Here is a 20,450-nt window from a genome sequence, read left to right as displayed (position 1 = left end):
CGGGGTTACCAAGTGCGCTGAGTATTAACCACTAATCATATTATTCAGCGCCAAAATTGGCTGAAGAATAGCGAGAACAATAAACAGAACCACAGCGGCCATACTAACGACCAACATAGGTTCAAATACCCCTAAAGCAATTGTCACATTCGACTCAAACTCTCGGTCTTGGTTATCAGCAGCGCGCTCAAGCATCTGCTCAAGCTGACCACTTTTTTCACCTGAGGTGATCATATAGAGCATCATTGGCGGGAAAAGTTTAGTGTTAGCCAATGCAGCACCTAAACTTGTGCCCTCGCGCACGCGCATTGTAGCTTCTTCAACTGCCGCTTTAACTTTTACGTTTACCAGTACATCGCTGGCGATACGCATAGCATCAAGCAATGGCACTGAACTAGCCGTTAAGATACTTAAGGTGCGCGCAAAACGTGCGGTATTAAGGCTCTTACTGACTTTGCTAATCACTGGCAGGCGCAGCAACATGCTGTCGTATTTCATGCGATTTTTCGGCGAGACTAACAAGCGCTTGGCAATAGCGAACAAAGCGATAATCACACCCAATACAATGAGACCGTAATCACGGATAAAATCTGACGATGCAATTAGCAATTCGGTAGTCCAAGGCAGCTCTTGACCCATATGCTCAAACTGACCCACAACCTGAGGTACAACTGCTGCAAGCAAAATGGCGATAACACCTATGGCTACAACAGTAAGCACGATTGGATAGATCATCGCTTGAGTCATTTTACTCTTAAGCTGCTGGCGACGTTCGGTGTAATCAGCAAGGCGATTAAGTACCACTTCTAGATGGCCAGACTTTTCACCTGAAGCCACCATTGCGCGATATAACTCATCGAAAATATGCGGAAATTCCGCCATTGAATCTGCAAGGCTATAACCTTCGACAACCCGTGAACGTACTGCCATCACCATGCTGGCAAGGCGGTCTTTTTCACACTGTTGACCAACGGCCTTTAATGCTTCTTCAACCGGCAAACCAGCGGCAACCAAAGTCGCAATTTGCCGAGTAATTAGTGCCAACTCAGCGGTTGATATACCGCGCTTGAAAAAGCTAAAGCTGGCAGATTTTGCCTTACTTTCTTTTTCTACCACCGGCGTAATTTCCAGTGGCATTAAGCGTTGCTCACGCAGCTGAGTACGCGCGTGTCTCGCGGTATCCGCTTCAACTACGCCCTTTTTCTGCTTACCGGTTTTATCTAACGCCTTATATTCAAATGCTGGCATGGCTTACTCCTCTCGAGTGACACGCAGCACTTCTTCAAGGGTTGTTTTACCCGCAAGCACTTTACTCATACCATCGTGACGAATACTCGGCACTGACTGGCGAATATATTTCTCGATAGCTAGCTCGCCGCGGCCAGTATGGATAAGTTCGCGCACGTTATCGTCAACGACCAATAATTCGTGAATACCAGTACGACCACGGTAACCATTATGCCCACAAGCCTGACAACCTTTAGCGCGGAAAATGACTCGCGGATCATCACTACTAATACCTAATAGCTCACGTTCGCGGTTATCAGGTACATGCTCTTCTTTACAACTAGGGCATAAGGTACGAATGAGTCGCTGTGCAAGAACGCCAAGTAAACTCGAAGAAACCAAGAACGGCTCTACACCCATATCTTGCAAACGGGTAATCGCACCCGACGCTGTATTGGTGTGCAAGGTTGAGATAACCATGTGACCAGTAAGCGATGCCTGTACGGCAATTTGTGCGGTTTCTAGATCTCGGATCTCACCAATCATCACCACATCAGGGTCTTGACGTAGGATTGCGCGCAGACCACGAGCAAATGTCATGTCTACTTTGGTGTTAACTTGAGTCTGACCTATGCCTTCCAACTCATACTCAATTGGATCTTCTACGGTCAGAATATTGGTATCTTTTGAATTGATTTCAGTTAGGCCGGCGTACAAGGTGGTACTCTTACCCGAACCTGTTGGACCAGTCACCAAAATAATACCGTGCGGTCTGCGGATCAGCTCATCAAACTGATGACGCACAGAATCAGTCATACCGAGCTGCTCTAAGTCTAAGTTACCAGCGTTTTTATCTAACAAACGAAGTACCACACGCTCACCATGGCTAGAAGGCATGGTTGATACACGCACATCTACCGCACGCCCCGCGATACGCAATGAAATACGGCCATCTTGTGGTACACGTTTTTCAGCGATATCAAGGCGCGCCATCACTTTAATGCGCGATACTAATAGCGATGATAGTTTGCGGTTTGGCTTAAGTACTTCCTTCAAAATGCCATCCACGCGGAAACGTACAATTAATTGCTTTTCGTAAGTTTCAATATGGATATCAGAGGCTTCTTCTTTAATCGCTTCCGACAACAAGGCATTGATTAACTTAATAATCGGTGCGTCATCATCACCTTCAAGCAGATCTTCAGTTTGTGGTAGTTCTTCGGCAAGCGTGAACAAGTCCATCTCATTACCGATGTCTTCCATCATCTGCTGCGCTTCTGACGAATTAGCTTGATAGGCTTGAGTTAAGCGGGCTTCAAATGCCGCATCTTCAAGCTTAATTAATGGCAACTCTTTACCGCAGTAACGACGTACCTCTAATAGCGCGCTTAAAGGCGTACTTTGCGCATGATATAACGACAATTCTTCATTATCGTTAGGTGCTAACGCCACCTTAAAACGGTGGGCAAAGGCAAACGGCAAACGCTCTTTACTGCTTGAATGAAAGACCTGATCGGCTTCTTCTTCAGAAACTAGCCCAAGCTCACTTGATACTTTGGCTAGCTCTTCATCAGCTGGAACTAAATTATCACTCATCTGCTGCATCTTTATCGGTTGCGGCTGCTTCTGCATCGGCATCTTTACTGCTCGAAATGCTCTTTAGGGTTGGATCGGTTTCGCGCATCTTAGTGTCTAAGCCTTTACCGTCTTTATAACGATTAAGCACTTCGTTCACGTCATCTGGTAGATACGCTTCTTGATCCCACTCCTCCAATACTGGTACGTCAGTATTTGGCATCAAGTTAACACCACGATCTTGTTGCTCAAGCTGCAATGCACGGAAGTAGTTATACTTACGACCTGCGATGCCTTCCATGGTGATGCCATCACGGATAATGGTTGGCTTAATAAATACCATCAAGTTTTTCTTCTTCTTACCGCTTGAAGATGACTTGAATAGATGACCAATAATTGGGATATCGCCTAAGAATGGTACTTTCTGTACCGACTCTTGCACTTCTTCGTTAATCAAACCACCAAGTACTACGATTTGACCAGAATCGGCCATAACAGTTGTGGTTAAACGACGAGTCGCAAAGGTTACGTCGACGCCGGTTTTACCATTAATACCCGACACTTCTTGTTCAATGGTTAGCTTAACTGCATTACCTTCGTTTACCTGTGGTACAACTTTAAGCTTTACACCCACTTCTTTACGTTCAACGGTTTGGAATGGGTTGCTGTTGCCGTTACTTGAGTTTTGGCTACCAGTAAGAATAGGTACTTCGTCACCGACGATAAATGAGGCTTCTTGGTTATCTAGAGTAGTGATTGATGGAGTAGCCAGTACGTTTGACTTAGTATCGCTTGAAACCGCTTGAATAAGCGCGCCAAAGTCGCCCATTGCCACGCCCCAAGCCATACCGTTAACTTTACCTAAAGCCTGCGCCAATAAAGTAATATCACCGCGAGTGTCAGGGTTTTCAGTACAGGTACCGTCATTACACACGGTAGAACCTTCTTCACCTTGTGCCTGCCAAATACCTGCGCCAATCTCGCCAATGGTTGGGCCTAAGTTGTTAAACTGAGTACCACCGCCCGCTTCAGTGGCCCACTGCACACCAAAGCCAACGTCATCGCCTTCAGATACTTCGACAATAATGGCTTCTACAAGTACTTGAGCACGGCGAATATCTAATTGATTAATCACACTTTCAATTGTGCGCATTTGATCTGGTTCTGCACTGATCACCAAAGCGTTGGTATCTGTGTGAGCCATAATATTGATTTCGTTACGACGCTTGCTGCCACCGCCAGCTTGTGGCGCGCCTTTATCATCAACTAACTGTTCAGCAAAGCCAGTCAATACTTCAACTAAGTCTTCGGCCTTGGCATAACGTAAATAGCGAACTTTAGTGTTACCTGTGTTGGCTTGTTCAGCATCAAGGTTTTTAATTAGCTTAACTACACGCTCACGGCTCTTTTCATCACCGCTTACCACTACAGCATTGGTGCGTTCATCGGCAACCACTTTTGGCGCTTGACCAGGCATTTGCGCTTGGTTAGCTGTTGAGCGGTAAAGGGTATCAACAATACGCACGATCTCGCCCGCAGAGGCGAATTCAAGCTTAACCACTTCAACGGCTGTATCACCTTGTTTGTCAACGCGGCGAACGATTTCAACTAACTTGTTCACTACCGCCGCACGGCCAGAAATCATTAGTACGTTTGATGGATCGTAGTTCACTACGTTACCGCCGCCAGCATTATCGTTTAGCTGACGTAATAATGGGGCAAGCTGCTTAGCTTCTGTGTTGTATAGCGCAACAATGCGGGTAACCATCTCATCGCCTAGACCCGGTGCATTATCGTCAGCAACACGAATAGATGCCGTTTTGGCGTCTTTATCTTTGATCACCTTGATGATGTTGTTGTCCATTTCGACAACGGCGTAACCATATACTTGCAGTACGTTGAGGAAGAATTGGTAATATTGTTCGTCGTTAAGTAGATCATAACTACGCACATTAATTTTACCGCGAACCGTTGGGTCGACAATAATAGTCCGGTTCAAGTTTTTACCAACGATATTGATAAACTCTTGAATATCCGTGCCCTTAAAGTTAGCCGCATATTGCTCAGACCAAGCAAGTTGAGGTGCTAATAATGAAGCCCCCATAACCATACCGGCGATTAGTCTGCGTCTAATCCGCTTATTATTCATTGTTTTACTTCCCCTAAACCCTTTCGTTGCCGCGAATACTAATGTGTATTACTGCAAAATTTTATTGTTATCTCTACAGCGCAATTATTGCTGCGGCAGACTAAACATTATTTCTATCAGCTGGCTATCTCGCTCAACCATTAAGGCAACTTCAGTCATCTCTGGTAGCTGTGCCATTACTTCTAGTGCTTGACCCATGTCCGTTAGGTCATAGCCATTAATCGATTTGGCTAAATCGTTTGCTTTGAAACCTGCTTGAGTAAACAGTTCCCTGTCTTTACCCGGATTAAGACGATAACCCGCTAATTCACCGCCACTTTTAACCGGTGAAATAGACAAATAGTCAGTTATCTTACTTGGATCCGCTAAAATCTCGTCTCGTGATTGGCTTAACTCAGCAGCTACCGCACGATTTGTACGGTTATCAATGGTTTTGCCTTTTGACACACTTTTGGCTTTTTGCAATTGCTGATTAGCTGCGCCATTCGTGCTGTACTCTAAGCCATCTAACATTAGCGTCTCATAACGGCCGCTATTAGTAATGATGATTCGGTCGGCATAGACTTCTTTTAGTGAAGCGGATGTACCTTTAATCTTGTCACCTAAACTGTAGGTATCTTGGCTGCCGCTTGAAGCGATAACAGCAAGGCCCTTCTTTTCGGTTGTAGAAGCAACCACACCAGTTAACTGAATTGATAAAGAAGTCTTAGGTGCATCGGTAATAATTTCTTCTACCGGTGCCGCTTTAGGTTTAGCGCCTTCAGCGTCTGCTTTACCAAATAATGAAAGTTGTTGCAGACCAAGTACATTGACTTGCCCAGGAGAGCTGCTTGAGACAGGCGTAGGTACCCAGCGCGTAGGAGCTGAGTCATTAGGAATAAGTTTCCAAGTCATTTGCGCGAGCAAATACAGAGCGATTAATACTCCGAGGCTAAATATTGCTGTGCTAACTGGCTTTTGAGGTACTCCAGCCGCTTTCGTTAAAAATTTATCTAATAAATCCATATTTATTTGGACCTTATGTACAGGTCTCTGTTCTGTTTATAGTAATTTTTTGAAACCTGACTCATGCTACCCCACACAGCGTATTGCAACAAGCCCATAACAGCAGCAATGTTGGCGATATTTGGACAAATATGCTAACTTTACGCGCCTTAAAAGGGTGTGAAGCTTGCCACTATTTTGCCAGTAAGAGCGTAAAGATTTGTATATTCTTGCTGAGCTTGTGAAGTTCCCCCTACTTTACCTATGCTTAATTTACTACTGGAGTCGTTCATGAACGACAACGAACAACAAGTGTTCAAAGTCCGGCTTGATAAATGGCTTTGGGCTGCACGTTTTTATAAAACCCGTGCCATCTCAAAAGAGATGATCAATGGTGGTAAAGTACACTACAACGGCCAACGTACTAAATCGAGTAAATTTGCTGAAGTCGGTGCCACGATTAGATTACGGCAAGGACATGACGAAAAAGAGATCGTCATAAAACAATTATCTGAATATCGCCAAAAAGGGTCTATTGCACAAACCCTTTATGAAGAAACACCGCAAAGCATAGCCAAGCGAGAAACCTATGCTGAGCAACGACGCTTGAACATTCTTAATAATCCGGCACCAGCTCAAAAGCCTGATAAGAAGCAACGTCGTCAAATTATGCGCTTTAAAGAAAGCTAAAAATTGGAAAACTGTTATGACAGAGAAAATGAGTAAAGACAATCTATACCGCTACCTTTTCGAAAACGCCAGCGTTCGCGGAGAGCTAGTTCAACTTGAAAGCAGCTATCAAGAAGTCATCTCAGCCCATGACTACCCGCTAGCCATCCAAAAAGTACTGGGTGAGTTAATGGCGTCTACGTCACTATTGACTGCTACGCTAAAATTTAGCGGCGACATCAGCATTCAATTGCAAGGCGACGGTCCTGTATCTCTTGCTGTTATCAATGGTAATAACCTGCAGCAACTTCGCGGCGTATCACGTTGGGATGGTGAAATTGCTGACGATGCAAGCCTGCAGCAAATGTTTGGCAAAGGCTACATGGTTATCACGTTAACGCCGAACGACGGCGAACGTTACCAAGGTGTAGTCGGTCTAGAAAAAGACACCCTAGCAGAGTGTTTAGAAGATTACTTCCAACAGTCTGAGCAGCTGCCAACTAAGATCAAGCTATTTGCCGACACTAAGCAAGCCGCAGGCATGTTCTTACAAGTATTGCCGACTGACGGTAACCACAATGAAGAATTTGACCACTTATCAATTCTGACTGAAACCGTTAAGCAAGATGAGTTATTTAGTCTTGAAGCTGAAGAAGTACTGCACCGTTTATACCACGAAGAAGAAGTACGCCTATATGAGCCTGTAGCGGTTACTTTCAAATGTACTTGCTCAAAAGAGCGCAGTGCTAAAGCAATCCGTACCGTTTCAAAAGAAGAAGTGGATGCGATTATTGCTGAAGTGGGTAAGGTTGAAATGGGCTGTGAATACTGCAACAGCAAGTATATCTTCGACTCTATTGATATCGAAGCTATCTACGCTAACGCTCCAAGCAACGATGTAACTCAATAAATACTGAATATCTAACTTTGCTATTTAGTTAAAAAGGCGCCCTTCTCGGCGCCTTTCTTGTATCAATATTTCTCTCCTCCTCCCGTCGCTTAACATAGTTTTACGACACTATTTACAGTCTCAAGTCACTTTTTCGCATTTTTTTTGAACTGCAACACATTTTAATCGCTGCATACGTTACAATCGGCTAATACAGAAAGCTGGCATTAAAGATCAGCAACAGACTATGACCTCAAAGATGGAGACCTTACCTATGGCGGATGGATCAAACCGCGAGTACCTAAACCTTTCCACAGGCCAGCTAGTCGAGCTTGCATTGGCGCGCGGTGAAGGCGAATTAACAGCTAATGGAGCGCTTGTTGCTAAAACGGGCGCACGTTCAGGCCGTTCGCCAAATGACCGCTTTATCGTCAAAGAGCCAAACTCTGAAGCTGATATTGAATGGGGAGCGGTTAACAAGCCTTTTGAAGCTGTCGCTTTTAACGCGCTTTGGGAACGTGTTGAAGCCTATTTAGCAGATAAAGATACGTTCGTTTCTGAGCTAGAAGTCGGTGCAAGTGCCGAGCACTACCAACCGGTAAGAGTGACGACTCAGTATGCTTGGCATCAGCTGTTTGCGCGTAACTTATTCATCGTACCACAAGCGTTCAACGCCAGTGACAAGCCAGTATGGCAGATCATGAACGCACCTGAATTTGAATGTGTGCCTGAGCGCGACGGAACCCATTCTGATGCTACCGTAATTATTAATTTCGCCGAGCGTAAAGTGCTACTAGCTGGCCTTAAATATGCTGGCGAAATGAAAAAGTCGATGTTCTCGGTGCAAAATTTCTTACTGCCAGCCAAAGGTGTATTGCCAATGCATTGCTCTGCTAATGTTGGTGAAGACGGCGATACAACGCTATTCTTCGGCCTTTCCGGTACTGGTAAAACAACATTGTCAGCAGATCCTAAGCGTTTTCTTATCGGCGATGATGAACACGGCTGGGCACCTGGTGGCGTATTCAATATTGAAGGCGGTTGCTACGCCAAATGTATCGATCTAAGCCAGAAAAACGAGCCGGTGATCTGGGATGCTATCCGCTTTGGTACTGTGTTAGAAAACGTAGTTACCGATGAAAACCGCGTACCGGACTATACCAACTCTAGCTTGACCGAAAACACTCGTGCAGCATACCCACTTGAGCATATTGCTCAACGTAAACTTGATAACTGTGGTGCAGAACCACACGCAGTAGTGTTCTTAACTTGTGACGTTTCAGGTGTACTACCACCTGTGTCTAAGCTAACTAAAGAACAAGCCGCCTATCACTTTTTGTCAGGTTACACAGCCAAAGTAGGTTCAACTGAAATGGGCTCAACAGCCGCGATTCAGTCAACCTTCTCAACGTGTTTTGGTGCACCTTTCTTCCCACGCCCAGCAGGTGTTTATGCCGAGCTACTAATGAAGCGCATCGAATCTTTTGGCAGCCAAGTTTACCTTGTAAACACGGGTTGGACTGGCGGCCCCCACGGTATTGGTAAGCGTTTCGACATCCCGACCACTCGCGCGATTGTTGATGCAATTGTTTCTGGTGAACTAAAAGATGTAGAAACTGAATACTTAGAAAAACTTAACCTGCATGTACCGGTTGCCGTTGCTGGCGTAGATAGCAAACTACTTAACCCGATTAACACTTGGGAAGATAAAGCTAAATATGCTGAATTTGCACAGCACCTTGCTGAAAGCTTTGAGGCAAACTTTGAAAAGTATCAGGTACCTGACTCAATCAAAGACGCAGGCCCTAATGCATAATCAAAAATGCTCAGACAACAGCTAGCCTGCTGTACTGAGCATAACTCGGTTTGCCAATAAAAATCCCAGCTTCGACTGGGATTTTTCGTTTCATATTAAGCTAGAAGTGCTCTGATAAAATAATGAGAATTACTCAATTCCTTGTCCACACCATGTAAAGCCAAGCAAACTTAAAGTAAAGTAAGCTTGACTTTGATTACCTGCTTAGCTAAGTTTTAAGTCAAGCAAGCTTTACATTAAATGAAGCACCTAGCCAAAACACAAGGAACAGTCACATGAAGATACTCGATGCGATATGCGCTAAAGGATTACCCAAACGCGATCTAAAAAATGCCAACCGCGTGAATTTATTAGCGCTATTGTGGGCAGCCACCTTAATGCTCAGTACCTATCTAACCGAAGGTGAACAACTTAACGGTGTCATTCTTACTATCGTCTTCAGCCTGCACACATTAATAGGCATTGCCATGCTGGTCAGTTATCGCCACTTCTTAATCCAACTCGATGAAATGGAGCGTAAAGTGCAATTAGACGCTTTAGCTTTATCTGTGGGCGTGACCATTATCTGCTTTTCCAGCTATTCAATTTTGGAAAATGGCGCTACAGTGCCCCCTCTCAATGCTGCTTATCTCATTGCGTTGATGGCCTTGACCTATATGGTAGGCATTATTAAAGGAAGGATTAATTACCGATGAAAAACCGTCTAAAAGTGCTCAGAGCCGAGCGCGACTGGACCCAGGCCGACTTAGCAGAAAAGCTCGAAGTATCGCGCCAAACCATCAACGCTATAGAAAAAGGCAAGTACGACCCAAGTTTGCCTTTAGCTTTTAAAATTGCTCGGCTATTTAACACTCCAATAGAAGCGATTTTCGAAGATGAAACAGAACTAGAGACGAGTCCAAGCTAATCGGTAAGTAGGCGTGCAATGCACACCTACTGTTTTCTGAAACAAGTAAAGTTAAAGCTTAAAGCTACTAACACTATCTCGCAGTCTTATCGCCATCGCGTTTAGCGATTCAGAAGTCTTAGCGTTGGTCTGCACATCTATCGAAGTATCTCTCGCGAGGTCATTGACTGTTACAACACTTTGATTCATCTCCATAGCCACTTGAGATTGCTGCTCTGAGGCTGTAGCTATTTGATGATTCATATCTTGAACTCGTTGGATTTCAGTTTGAATAGCTTGTAACGCCAAGCTTGTTTGCTCCGCCATACTCGAAGTCTTCTGCGCACTATTTGCATTCTCTTCCATTAATGACACTGACTGCGTTGCTCGCTCTTGCAACAAGCTAATCATTGTCTGGATTTCATTAGTACTTTGCTGTGTTTTAGTCGCCAAAGAACGTACTTCATCGGCAACAACGGCGAAACCTCGACCATGTTCGCCAGCACGCGCGGCCTCAATCGCCGCATTTAACGCCAACAGGTTAGTTTGGTCAGCAATGCCACGAATAACATCTAAAATGCCGCCAACGTTTTCAGTTTCTGCGTGTACACTGCGGATCACATTTTGCACTTTTAAAATATCAGCCGATAGACGCGAAATATCAGTATTCATATCGGCAACAAGACTCAGCCCCTGCTGCGAACGAGTATTCACATCTGTGGAAGAGCTAGAGGCTTCCACTGCACTTTGTGCCACCTCCGCAACAGTCGCCGTCATCTCATTCATCGCCGTTGCCACCTGCTCAAGTTGACTCATTTGCAGCTGACAGGAATTATCGACCTTGGTAGAAGATTGCTCTAACTGCCCTGAAGCTCCAATCAACTGTTTCGACGAGTCATTGATGTCGGCAATCATTTCCTTCAGTTTGGCTGCCATTAATAATGTTGAGCGGTATACACCAACAGAATTACTATTAACTTGAGGTATTTCAGTAAGATCACCATTGGCAATTTTATCTACTAACGCTTCGATTTCTTTAGGCTCACCACCGATAGGTTGATACATTAATCTCTGTATCAGCAACGACACCCCAACAATACCAATAATAATAAAGATTAAGCCTGAAACCAGATTGCTGATCACCGCATCTTTTGATGTTTGATTGATATCTTGCCAGCTGGAAAATGCCCAAACAGTCCAGTTAAGTACCTCAGACTTAGCAGAAACCACATAATATTCACCTCGACCTGGAAGATTATAGGAGTGTGAACTCGTTAGCTTTGCAGCATGTGCTTTATATGAAGGACGCAGTTCAAATAGGTTTTCTCCAACCAGATCAGCATCATAAGCCGCCATCATGAAGCCATCATCACGGGATACGAAAATATTATCACCTGTGCTTAATTGATTAATAAATGCTGTTAAATCATCCATTAATAAACTTAATCCGACCAAGCCAATAACCTGCCCTTGGTGCTTGATAGGCACAGCCAACGAAATGGACATATTACCGGAGCTGGCTTTGAACGGTGTAGTCACTACGCGATCTAAACCCGTCATGCCTTTTATGTACCACTCTCGTTGCTGCGAAGCTGCGTTAAATGTTGGGTGCAGTCCCTTAGAGAGAGCGTCATACATTGAACCATCAGGTAAACCAATAAAGTAATTTGAAATATCTAACCGCTCATTACTTTTAATCAGAGCGTTAACAGCTTGCTCATCAACAACCACTTCGCCGTTGATGACTTCTAAAGAAGCGGCCAGCGCTTCCAAGCTGGTAAAGTAAGTATTGACCTTTTGCTCTATAGCAGCAGAAATAAGCGATGCAGTATTAGAAAGGTCATGCTGGTAGCTATTAGTAGATGAGTTACTTACTTGCACATAACCCAATATTGAAACAAAAGAAATAATAAAAGAAATCAATAGCCCTATCGAAAGCAGAAGCTTATTTTTCGCGCTCATATATGCACCATACCCGCAACAAGCCAACTCATTTGAGGCTTAAATCCATTTAATAAAGATTGTTTAACAATTAACATATTTGAACTGTCCATTCGTGTATCTAAAAAAGGTCATAATTCAGTTTTTAATTAGAGACTTATCAACTAAATAAAAACAATAAGCCCCTCAAAATCAAGGTTGGATACTATATATTAAAAACACAGAGGCAAAACAAGAGATAGACAACAAAAACGCAAACAATTAACAATAATTAACCTTATAAAACAACGCATTAAGCAGTACTTACTAAATAAGTAAAAACACTTAAAAGCTTAAATACAGCTGCTCCCAACAAAAAAGCCTACTTATTCTTATCCATCGCTAATTTTTAAAGCTTTTATTTAGAGGCTTATACATAAGCTAGGCAACGCCTCACCGTCACAGTCGATAATAAGTACGCCGTCATGCAAATGCATATTTAGAAACAGTTAGGCGGTTGCACTTCAGCCCGCTTTAATGAAATATAACTGGCTAATAATAATTCAAAACAGTTCAATCTCGGGTATCTAAACATGCGCTTAACCTCTCTTGCCACAGCCGTCCTAATTGTCACTTCCAGCAGTAATTGCCTTGCTGCAGAAGATGAAAATCTACAACATAACGAAACACCTCAAATCGCAACCACATTTGTTAACGATGCAATTTTACCACTGATAAAACCTTGGCATGGCGCTAGCGATTCACTCGTGGTTTCAGCTGACAATCCATGGGCCACACCTTTCGAGCAAAATGGCCTTAAAACCAGCCCAAGTTATGACGACACATTTGTTTGGCTAGATAAGTTAATAGCGCAAAGTGAGATGCTGCACAAAGTCAGCATAGGTAAAAGCCCGCAAGGAAGAGATATTTGGATGATTGTCGCCTCCAAAGAAGGCGCTGATGATGCAGCAAGTTTATCGCGCAATGACAAACCAACTTTGCTAGTGCAAGCTGGCATTCACTCAGGCGAAATCGACGGCAAAGATGCGGGGATGATGTTGTTACGTGACATAGTATTTAACGGCAAAGCCTCATTACTTGATAACGCCAACCTGCTTTTTGTACCGATTTTCAGTGTCGATGGTCATGAACGCGCAAGTGAATTTAATCGCGTGAATCAGCGTGGTCCTGTAAATATGGGCTGGCGCACTACAGCGCAAAATCTCAATTTAAACCGTGATTACGCTAAAGCAGATACTCCTGAAATGCAGCATATGCTGCGCGCAATCAATATTTGGCAGCCAGACCTGTATATCGATGTGCATGTTACCGACGGTATCGACTATCAATATGACGTTACCTTTGGCTATAACCTTGCCAAGGGACAAAGCCCTGCAATCTATCAGTGGTTAGAAAGCAGCTATCGCCCAAGTATCGAGTCTGCACTTACTGAGCAAGGCCATGTTCCCGGCCCATTAGTTTTTGCCATTGATAACACTGATATCACTAAAGGCATGTCACTGTGGAACGCCAGTCCACGCTTTTCAAACGGTTATGGCGATGCGCGCCACTTGCCGACTATCTTAATTGAAAACCATAGCCTTAAGCCTTATAAGCAACGTGTGCTTGGCACTTACGTGATGCTCGAATCGAGCCTGAAAGCAATTGCTGATGACAGCACCAAACTCACCTCTGCTATTCAACAAGATAAATATCGCTACTCGCCTCGAGTGACTCTGTCATGGCAACAAGAGCAGCAAGCACGAGGCTGGGACTTTAAAGGCATAGGTTATACGCTAGAACAAAGTGCTATCAGTGGGAATGAGATTGTACGTTGGAATGGTGAGCCTAAACTCTACCCTAACCTGCCGGTTATTGGTGGCACTAAAGCGGATGTAACCATCAACCGCCCAGCGGCTTATTACATTCCGCCGCAATGGCAAGAGGTGATAGAACGCTTGAGTGTGCATGGCGTACGCATGACGACACTAACTAAACCGCAGCAACAAACTTTGCAGCAATATCAGTTTAGTGAGCCGAAGTTTGCCGCCAAAGATTACGAAGGCCGTCAGCGCGTCAACGCAACAGTGCAAAGTGAATCGGTCAATATAACTTTGCCAGCAGGCACTGTGCGCATTGATACTAAGCAGCCATTAGGCGATCTCGCCATCTTATTATTAGAGCCACAATCGCCAGACTCATTATTTCAATGGGGGTTTTTCAACCCTATCTTTACTCGCACTGAGTACATTGAAAATTATGCGGTAGAGCCTTTGGCTCAGCAAATGTTAGCCAATGATCCAAGCTTACAGGCCGAGTTTGATAAAGCGCTTAGTGACGAAGCATTTGCTGCTGACCCTAAAGCCCGTCTGCGTTGGTTTTACGAGCGTAGCCCTTACTACGATAATCAATATTTGAAGTACCCTATATTAAGGGGCAATCAATAACTACCAGCTAACCATAAAAAAACAGCGCTTCAAGCGCTGTTTTTATTTGTAAGCTTTATATAGCTTTCTTCGTCGCCGATATTGAATAGGTTAACGGCAGCCGCTGACCTTTATGCTCAACGAAATAACGCTTACAAGATTGCCGTCCACCAGCTAACTCGACTGTTACCGTTTCTTCAGTTAATCCGGCAAAACACTTGTATGGGCTAAAAGGATATTCATCTAAGCGATTGATTTCGAGTCCTGCCTTAATTAATGCATTAATCACATCAGCTAACGAGTGCGGCCAGCTCATAAAAGTATGCGTGTCGTCATTAGCATTTTCGGTATAGGTCGCTTCATCTTCAACATCTGGCGCATCCTGATGAAAATAGTTATACCCCTCAAATACCGCTTGAGCAGGATGGAACTCCACCATATAAAACTGACCACCAGCCACTAACTTGTTGGCGATAACCTGTGCCCACTTATCAAGGTCCGGTAACCAAACGATGGCGCCGTATGAAGTGAAAACCACGTCAAATTCACCTTTGACCGTCTCGGGCACGCTATAAACATCACTACAGATAAAGTCCGCAGTTAGTCCAGCTTGCTCTGCCAACGACTTGGCTTGAGCGATCGCTGCGGGAGACAGATCAATGCCTGTGACGTCGGCTCCCATTCTTGCCCAAGACAAGGTATCAAGACCAAAGTGACATTGCAGGTGCAATAAGCTTTTGCCAACGACATTAAGTTGCGCCAGCTCGATCTCTTGCAGCGAGCTTTTACCTTGTAAGAAGCCTGCAACGTCATAAAACTCAGAAGTCACATGGGTTTGCACCCGCTTATCCCAGCTTTGCTGGTTAACCGATAAATAATCCATATTTGGTCATCCCTAAGATTTCTACCTTATATGTTTACGGTTTAGCACCCACTATTAAGCCACATATAAGTCATTGAGTAATTTCACTAATAAATAAACGTTAAGCGTAAATCAATAAGCTAATTCACCACTACCGACAATCACCGCTTAATACAAAACCAAGATAACACAATCAAAACAAGTAGATAACCTATTGGCACATTTTCTGCTTATTAATGCATATCAACATTAAGCAGCTTGCCATGCTGCCAACCAAAAATAATAAAAGGACGTTACCCGATGAAATTCACATCTACTTTGCTTGCCGGCGTTATCGCTATGTCACTTTCTGGCTGCATCATCAATGTTAATGGCGCTAATGCAGGCCCACTCAACCACCAAAAAAAGCAGCTACAGATTGATGCTAAGCAGATTGACACCTTAGTGGCTGAAACTGCTGCTGGTGATCTTAATATTCAAGGTGTTAATGGTTTAACCCAAATTAAAGTAACTGCTGATATCTATACCTATGGCGATATCGACACTAATCTCAGCCTTAAACAAAGCGGCTCTAAAGCCAAATTGATTGCCGAATTCGATAGCAGTATCAATTTTAAGCGCTCGCCTTATATCGACCTTACCATTCAAGTTCCAAGCAACATGATGCTGGATATTGATGACGGCTCGGGTGATATCGAAATTAAAGGCGTTGCCGCTAACATCAAAGTCGATGACGGTTCAGGCGATATGTGGATTAAAGGCGGTAACAACCTCAACATTCAAGACGGCTCTGGCTCAGTTGATATCAGCAATACCACTGGCAAGCTAACCCTTGAAGATGGATCTGGCTCAATTAACCTGCAAGGAATTGGCGGCGACACCCATATTGACGATGGCTCTGGCGACTTAAGCGTACAGAACGTTAATGGTCGCGTGGTGATTGATGATGGTTCAGGCGATATCGAAGTCGATAACACCCTTGGACTCAGCATTATTGAATCTGGCTCGGGTGATTTAAGTGTCGATAACATCAACGGCTCAGTCAGCATGCACTAACGACTAATACCAATCAGTAAAATGACAGTAAACACCTTCCCGGCGCAGGTGCTATAGCAGCAAGACAGATCGGACTAACGTTTTATCTATTTATCTGCTGTGGCACCCTGCCCACCCCATTAAGTTGAGGCCCTTATGAATAAACTCAAACAGCTTTGGAAAACTAATCGTCAGCTAGTGCTATTCATTCTATTGATGTCAGTTTTCAGAAGCGCTGTTGCTGATTGGTACTCAGTACCCACAGGTTCAATGCAACCAACCATAAAAGAAGGCGACCGCATCGTAGTCGATAAAATGGCTTATGATCTTAGAGTGCCTTTTTCTGATATTTCGATTTTGGCAACGGCTGAACCTAGCCGCGGCGAAGTCGTAGTATTTGAGTCTGCTGCAGCCAACAAGCGTTTAATCAAACGAGTCATTGGCTTACCTGGCGATACTGTTAGTTTGCACAATGAAGTGCTGTTTATTAATGGCCAAGCTCTCGATTACGCTGTGATATCTAACGATAGTCAGCAGTTACTCGCCAAAGAAAACCTATTTGGCTTAATCCACGACATCCGCATTGAAAAAACAGCCAGTAACAATCTCAGTGACTTTAGCCCCATCACAGTGCCAGACAATCACTATTTAGTGATGGGCGATAATCGCCGCAACAGTGCAGACTCAAGAGTTTATGGCTTTGTTCCAAGGGCAGAGCTAAAAGGCAAAGCAACCAGCATCGCCTTCTCGTTAGACTATGATGACTACTACCTACCGCGAACAGAGCGCTTTTTTACCAGTCTTTATCATCAGTAATCTCTTAAGGGTTCAAATAAACTGTTCAAATATAAGTGTTCAAATACCAACGCTTAAATACCAACGCTTAAATATAAGCCCTCAAATAAAAATGGCGTAACTTTTTAAGTTACGCCATTTATCGCAAGTCACAACACTCAAACTCAGCGATCAATGCCAACTTCTTCGCTCTTGGCCATTTCTTTAACGCTATCTCTCGCTTAAGCGCATCAGAATGGCTACCAACCGTTTCCGAATAAACCAAATTGAGCGGCCCTTTACCCCGCAAAAATTTGGCTGATTTAGCACTATTACTCTGATGCTCGTTAAAGCGGCGCGCAACATCTGTTGTAATCCCCGTATAAAGCTGACCATTAGCACAGCGCACCATATACAAGAACCACAAAGCAGCGCTGCGCTTATCGTGCTTCTTAACAAATGGTGACTCACTATCACTTGTAGCGGACTTATCTACAGCCTGCCCAGTAACTTCAGCTTTAGGGTCTACAGCCGCTTTTAACCTACTTGCCATTATTATTTGCTACTTATTATCTTTAACGGCTGCATCTTGTACCGTTTCATCTAAGCCAAGCAAACCAATAAAGAAGGCATACTCTTGTGCTTTGTCTTCATACTGGCGATAACGGCCACTCTTGCCACCGTGCCCGGCTTCCATATCAGTATCAAACAGCAACATATTATCGTCAGTTTTCATCTCGCGCAGCTTAGCAACCCATTTGGCTGGCTCAAAATACTGTACTTGTGAGTCGTGCAAACCAGTAGTGACTAATAAGTGTGGGTAGGCTTGCTCACTGATGTTGTCGTACGGCGCATAGCTAAGCATATAATCGAAATAGACCTTTTCATTTGGATTACCCCACTCGTCATACTCGTTAGTGGTTAATGGGATAGATTCATCCAGCATAGTGGTGACTACATCAACAAATGGCACATGGGCAGCAACGGCAAAGTAATGTTCTGGTGCTTGATTGATGACTCCTCCCATTAGTAGGCCACCAGCACTGCCACCAGCTGCGACCACTTTACCTTTGGCGCCATAGCCTTGCTCTACAAGCGCTTGAGTCACATCAACAAAATCATTAAAGCTGTTTTGTTTATTGAGCATGCGTCCGTCGTCGTACCAAGCTCGACCTAACATCTCTGAGCCACGCACATGGGCAATAGCATAAACCACACCTCTATCGAGTAGGCTTAAAATAGATGAGCTAAAATCAGGTTCAACCGTGTAGCCGTATGAGCCATAACCGTATTGGTATAGTGGGTTAGTACCATCTTTACTGAATTTATCTTTACGATAAACCAAGGTAACAGGTACCTCTTTACTTTCACGCGCAGTAATAAATAGACGCTCTGCTTGGTAATCTTCGCTATTAAACTCGCCCAGCACTTGCTCTTGCTTTAGCAGCTCGCGCTCATTTGGCTTTGTTAAAGCATATTCATAGATAGATTCAGGCGTCGTTGGACTTGAGTAATACACCCTTAGCTTGTTGCTTTGCTGGCTCGCATTGATATCCAGACCCACAACATAGGCAGGGTCATTAAACTCAAGCTCAAACTCAGCTTGGCCATTAAACGGATAAACTCGAATACGGCTGATGCCCTTTTCACGGGTTTGCACCACCATATAGTCATTTAGTAGCAATACATCTTCAATGCGCGAGTTAAGGTCATGAGCAATCACATCTTGCCAAGCATTCTTATCTGCAGCTTGCTCTATAGCGACCTTCATCAAGCGGAAGTTACTGGCTTGCCAATTGGTGAGTATGTAATAGTTATCACCTAACTTAGAAACTGAATACTCATGCCCTTCTTCTCTTGCAAGTACTGGGGTAAATATTGCTAAAGGCTGGTTGGCATCCAGCATACTGACTTCACTGGTTACTGTGCTCTCTGCATAAAGCACAATTTGAGTTTCATCTAGTGACTTACCTAAACCTATGTAAAAAGCATCATCTTGCTCTTCATAAACTAAGACATCATCAGACTGTGGCGTGCCTAACTTATGGCGGAATACTTGAAAACCTAATAAGGTTTGTGGATCTTTCGCGATATAAAACAGATGCAGATTGTCGTTAGCCCACACTACTGAGCCATCGGTACCTTCTAGCACATCCTCCATTAACTCACCTGTAGTGAGATCTTTCACATACAAACTATAAATGCGGCGACTCAATAGATCTTCAGCAAATACCAGCTTGGTTTCATCAGGACTAGTCGATACTTGCCCCAAACCATAGAAGTCCTGCCCTGCAGCACGCAAGTTTACATCTAGCAGTATTTGCTCATGCTGGCTTGCTAGCTCAGATCTACGTGCAATAACAGGGTATTCAAAACCCGCTTTGTAATAACGGTAATACCAATGCTGATGCCAAAAATAAGGCACACTCGACTCATCTTTATCTAAACGCCCTACCAGCTCGTCAAACAAACGCTGCTTTAAGTCATTAAATGGCTGAAACTGAGATTTTGTATAGGCATTTTCGGCATTCAGATGCGCGATTATGCGTGGGTCTTTGCGCTCGTCATCTCGCATCCAGTAATAATCATCAACACGTGTTACATCATGTAGTGTCATGCTGTGGGGAATTTTATCGGCTTGAGGTGGTTTAACGGTTTGGTTTGCAGTCATATTATTACATCCAAATAGCAGTACAGCACTGAGTGTGAGCGGAGCAATCTGTTTCATCGAATATCCTTATACAATTACAGCTAGCCTATTCCATAGGTTGGCTGGCGGCGCTGGCATTTTTTGAGCTAAATCGCCATTTTTACAGCTCAGCTTGTCATTTAAATCAATTAGGGGCAACATAACGCCACTTGGTCGATGGGTTAATTAACTTATTTAATCATCAACCAAAATAATTCTCAGGGCGGGGTGAAACTCCCCACCGGCGGTAAGTTATATAGAGATAATCAATATATAAAAGCCCGCGAGCGCCTAGTTTACGCTATATAAATAGCGCTGAATATTAACTAGGGTCAGCAGATCTGGTAAACCGACCTTAACTACGACGCCCGTCGTTTCTAAGGTTGCACCTACTCCAGAGCCGACGGTAATGGGTACTAATTAGTTAGTACACTGAGTCCGGATGAAAGAGAATATAAGAATAAACGAGGAAACCGTAAGCTAGTATTGGCTTGGTGGTGTTCTTTGTCACTCTTATTATGCACATTGCTATGGCCTATTTCGGCTCAA

The 20,450-nt window shown here is 44.0% G+C and carries 16 protein-coding genes and 1 riboswitch; of the genes, 8 read left to right on the top strand and 8 right to left on the bottom strand.

The features are described 5' to 3' along the window. Positions 1-24: 24 nt before the first annotated feature. The 4 genes from gspF to gspC form a co-directional block, all read right to left on the bottom strand. Complete coding sequence (gene gspF / locus MSG37_RS16040) at positions 25-1,248, bottom strand: type II secretion system inner membrane protein GspF (RefSeq protein ID WP_248471660.1); 1,224 nt, start codon at positions 1,246-1,248, stop codon at positions 25-27. 3 nt (positions 1,249-1,251) lie between these two features. Next, on the bottom strand, positions 1,252-2,823 hold the full coding sequence (gene gspE, locus MSG37_RS16035; RefSeq protein ID WP_248471659.1) for a type II secretion system ATPase GspE: 1,572 nt from the start codon (positions 2,821-2,823) through the stop codon (positions 1,252-1,254). Beyond that, positions 2,816-4,951, bottom strand: a complete 2,136-nt coding sequence (gene gspD, locus MSG37_RS16030) for a type II secretion system secretin GspD (protein WP_248471658.1) — start codon at positions 4,949-4,951, stop codon at positions 2,816-2,818. The genes gspE and gspD overlap by 8 nt, the downstream gene beginning before the upstream one ends. 84 nt (positions 4,952-5,035) lie before the next feature. Beyond that, entirely contained in the window at positions 5,036-5,956 is a 921-nt protein-coding gene (gspC, locus tag MSG37_RS16025; RefSeq protein WP_248471657.1) for a type II secretion system protein GspC, read from the bottom strand. A 270-nt stretch (positions 5,957-6,226) separates the two neighbouring features. Between gspC and hslR the strand changes: the two genes are divergently transcribed. The 5 genes from hslR (at position 6,227) to MSG37_RS16000 (ending at position 10,216) form a co-directional block, all read left to right on the top strand. Continuing rightward, positions 6,227-6,625 (top strand): ribosome-associated heat shock protein Hsp15, encoded by a 399-nt coding sequence (hslR, locus tag MSG37_RS16020; protein WP_248471656.1) that lies wholly within the window; start codon positions 6,227-6,229, stop codon positions 6,623-6,625. 28 nt (positions 6,626-6,653) lie between these two features. Beyond that, positions 6,654-7,514 (top strand): Hsp33 family molecular chaperone HslO, encoded by an 861-nt coding sequence (gene hslO / locus MSG37_RS16015; protein WP_248471684.1) that lies wholly within the window; start codon positions 6,654-6,656, stop codon positions 7,512-7,514. Between the two features lie 238 nt (positions 7,515-7,752). After that, positions 7,753-9,309: a phosphoenolpyruvate carboxykinase gene (locus MSG37_RS16010; protein ID WP_282446698.1), complete on the top strand. Its 1,557-nt coding sequence runs from the start codon at positions 7,753-7,755 to the stop codon at positions 9,307-9,309. A gap of 275 nt (positions 9,310-9,584) precedes the next feature. After that, a complete protein-coding gene (locus MSG37_RS16005) occupies positions 9,585-10,004 on the top strand; it encodes a hypothetical protein (RefSeq protein WP_248471655.1) in 420 nt (139 codons plus the stop codon). Next, positions 10,001-10,216 (top strand): helix-turn-helix transcriptional regulator, encoded by a 216-nt coding sequence (locus tag MSG37_RS16000; protein ID WP_248471654.1) that lies wholly within the window; start codon positions 10,001-10,003, stop codon positions 10,214-10,216. The genes MSG37_RS16005 and MSG37_RS16000 overlap by 4 nt, the downstream gene beginning before the upstream one ends. 51 nt (positions 10,217-10,267) lie before the next feature. Here MSG37_RS16000 and MSG37_RS15995 read toward each other — a convergent pair whose 3' ends face one another. After that, the gene (locus MSG37_RS15995) at positions 10,268-12,157 is read right to left on the bottom strand and encodes a methyl-accepting chemotaxis protein (RefSeq protein WP_248471653.1); all 1,890 of its coding nucleotides are present in this window, start codon (positions 12,155-12,157) and stop codon (positions 10,268-10,270) included. A gap of 551 nt (positions 12,158-12,708) precedes the next feature. On the opposite strand from MSG37_RS15995, the gene MSG37_RS15990 reads away from it, so the two are divergent. Continuing rightward, positions 12,709-14,562 (top strand): M14 family metallopeptidase, encoded by a 1,854-nt coding sequence (locus MSG37_RS15990; RefSeq protein ID WP_248471652.1) that lies wholly within the window; start codon positions 12,709-12,711, stop codon positions 14,560-14,562. 55 nt (positions 14,563-14,617) lie between these two features. Here the strand turns inward: MSG37_RS15990 and MSG37_RS15985 are convergent, their stop codons facing one another. After that, entirely contained in the window at positions 14,618-15,424 is an 807-nt protein-coding gene (locus MSG37_RS15985; protein ID WP_248471651.1) for a class I SAM-dependent methyltransferase, read from the bottom strand. Between the two features lie 279 nt (positions 15,425-15,703). On the opposite strand from MSG37_RS15985, the gene MSG37_RS15980 reads away from it, so the two are divergent. Beyond that, positions 15,704-16,459: a DUF4097 domain-containing protein gene (locus MSG37_RS15980; RefSeq protein ID WP_248471650.1), complete on the top strand. Its 756-nt coding sequence runs from the start codon at positions 15,704-15,706 to the stop codon at positions 16,457-16,459. Positions 16,460-16,594: 135 nt separating this feature from the next. Continuing rightward, complete coding sequence (lepB, locus tag MSG37_RS15975; RefSeq protein WP_248471649.1) at positions 16,595-17,254, top strand: signal peptidase I; 660 nt, start codon at positions 16,595-16,597, stop codon at positions 17,252-17,254. 118 nt (positions 17,255-17,372) lie between these two features. Here the strand turns inward: lepB and MSG37_RS15970 are convergent, their stop codons facing one another. Next, a complete protein-coding gene (locus MSG37_RS15970; RefSeq protein WP_248471648.1) occupies positions 17,373-17,765 on the bottom strand; it encodes a GIY-YIG nuclease family protein in 393 nt (130 codons plus the stop codon). A gap of 9 nt (positions 17,766-17,774) precedes the next feature. Next, complete coding sequence (locus MSG37_RS15965; protein ID WP_248471647.1) at positions 17,775-19,940, bottom strand: S9 family peptidase; 2,166 nt, start codon at positions 19,938-19,940, stop codon at positions 17,775-17,777. Between the two features lie 171 nt (positions 19,941-20,111). Continuing rightward, positions 20,112-20,359: riboswitch (FMN riboswitch) on the top strand. The last annotated feature ends 91 nt before the right edge of the window (positions 20,360-20,450 follow it).

The organism is Shewanella sp. 1CM18E (assembly GCF_023161665.1).
In the GTDB taxonomy this organism is placed as follows: domain Bacteria; phylum Pseudomonadota; class Gammaproteobacteria; order Enterobacterales; family Shewanellaceae; genus Shewanella.
The sequence above is the reverse complement of the archived record's forward strand: the minus strand, read 5'-3'. Positions and strand labels throughout refer to the sequence as shown.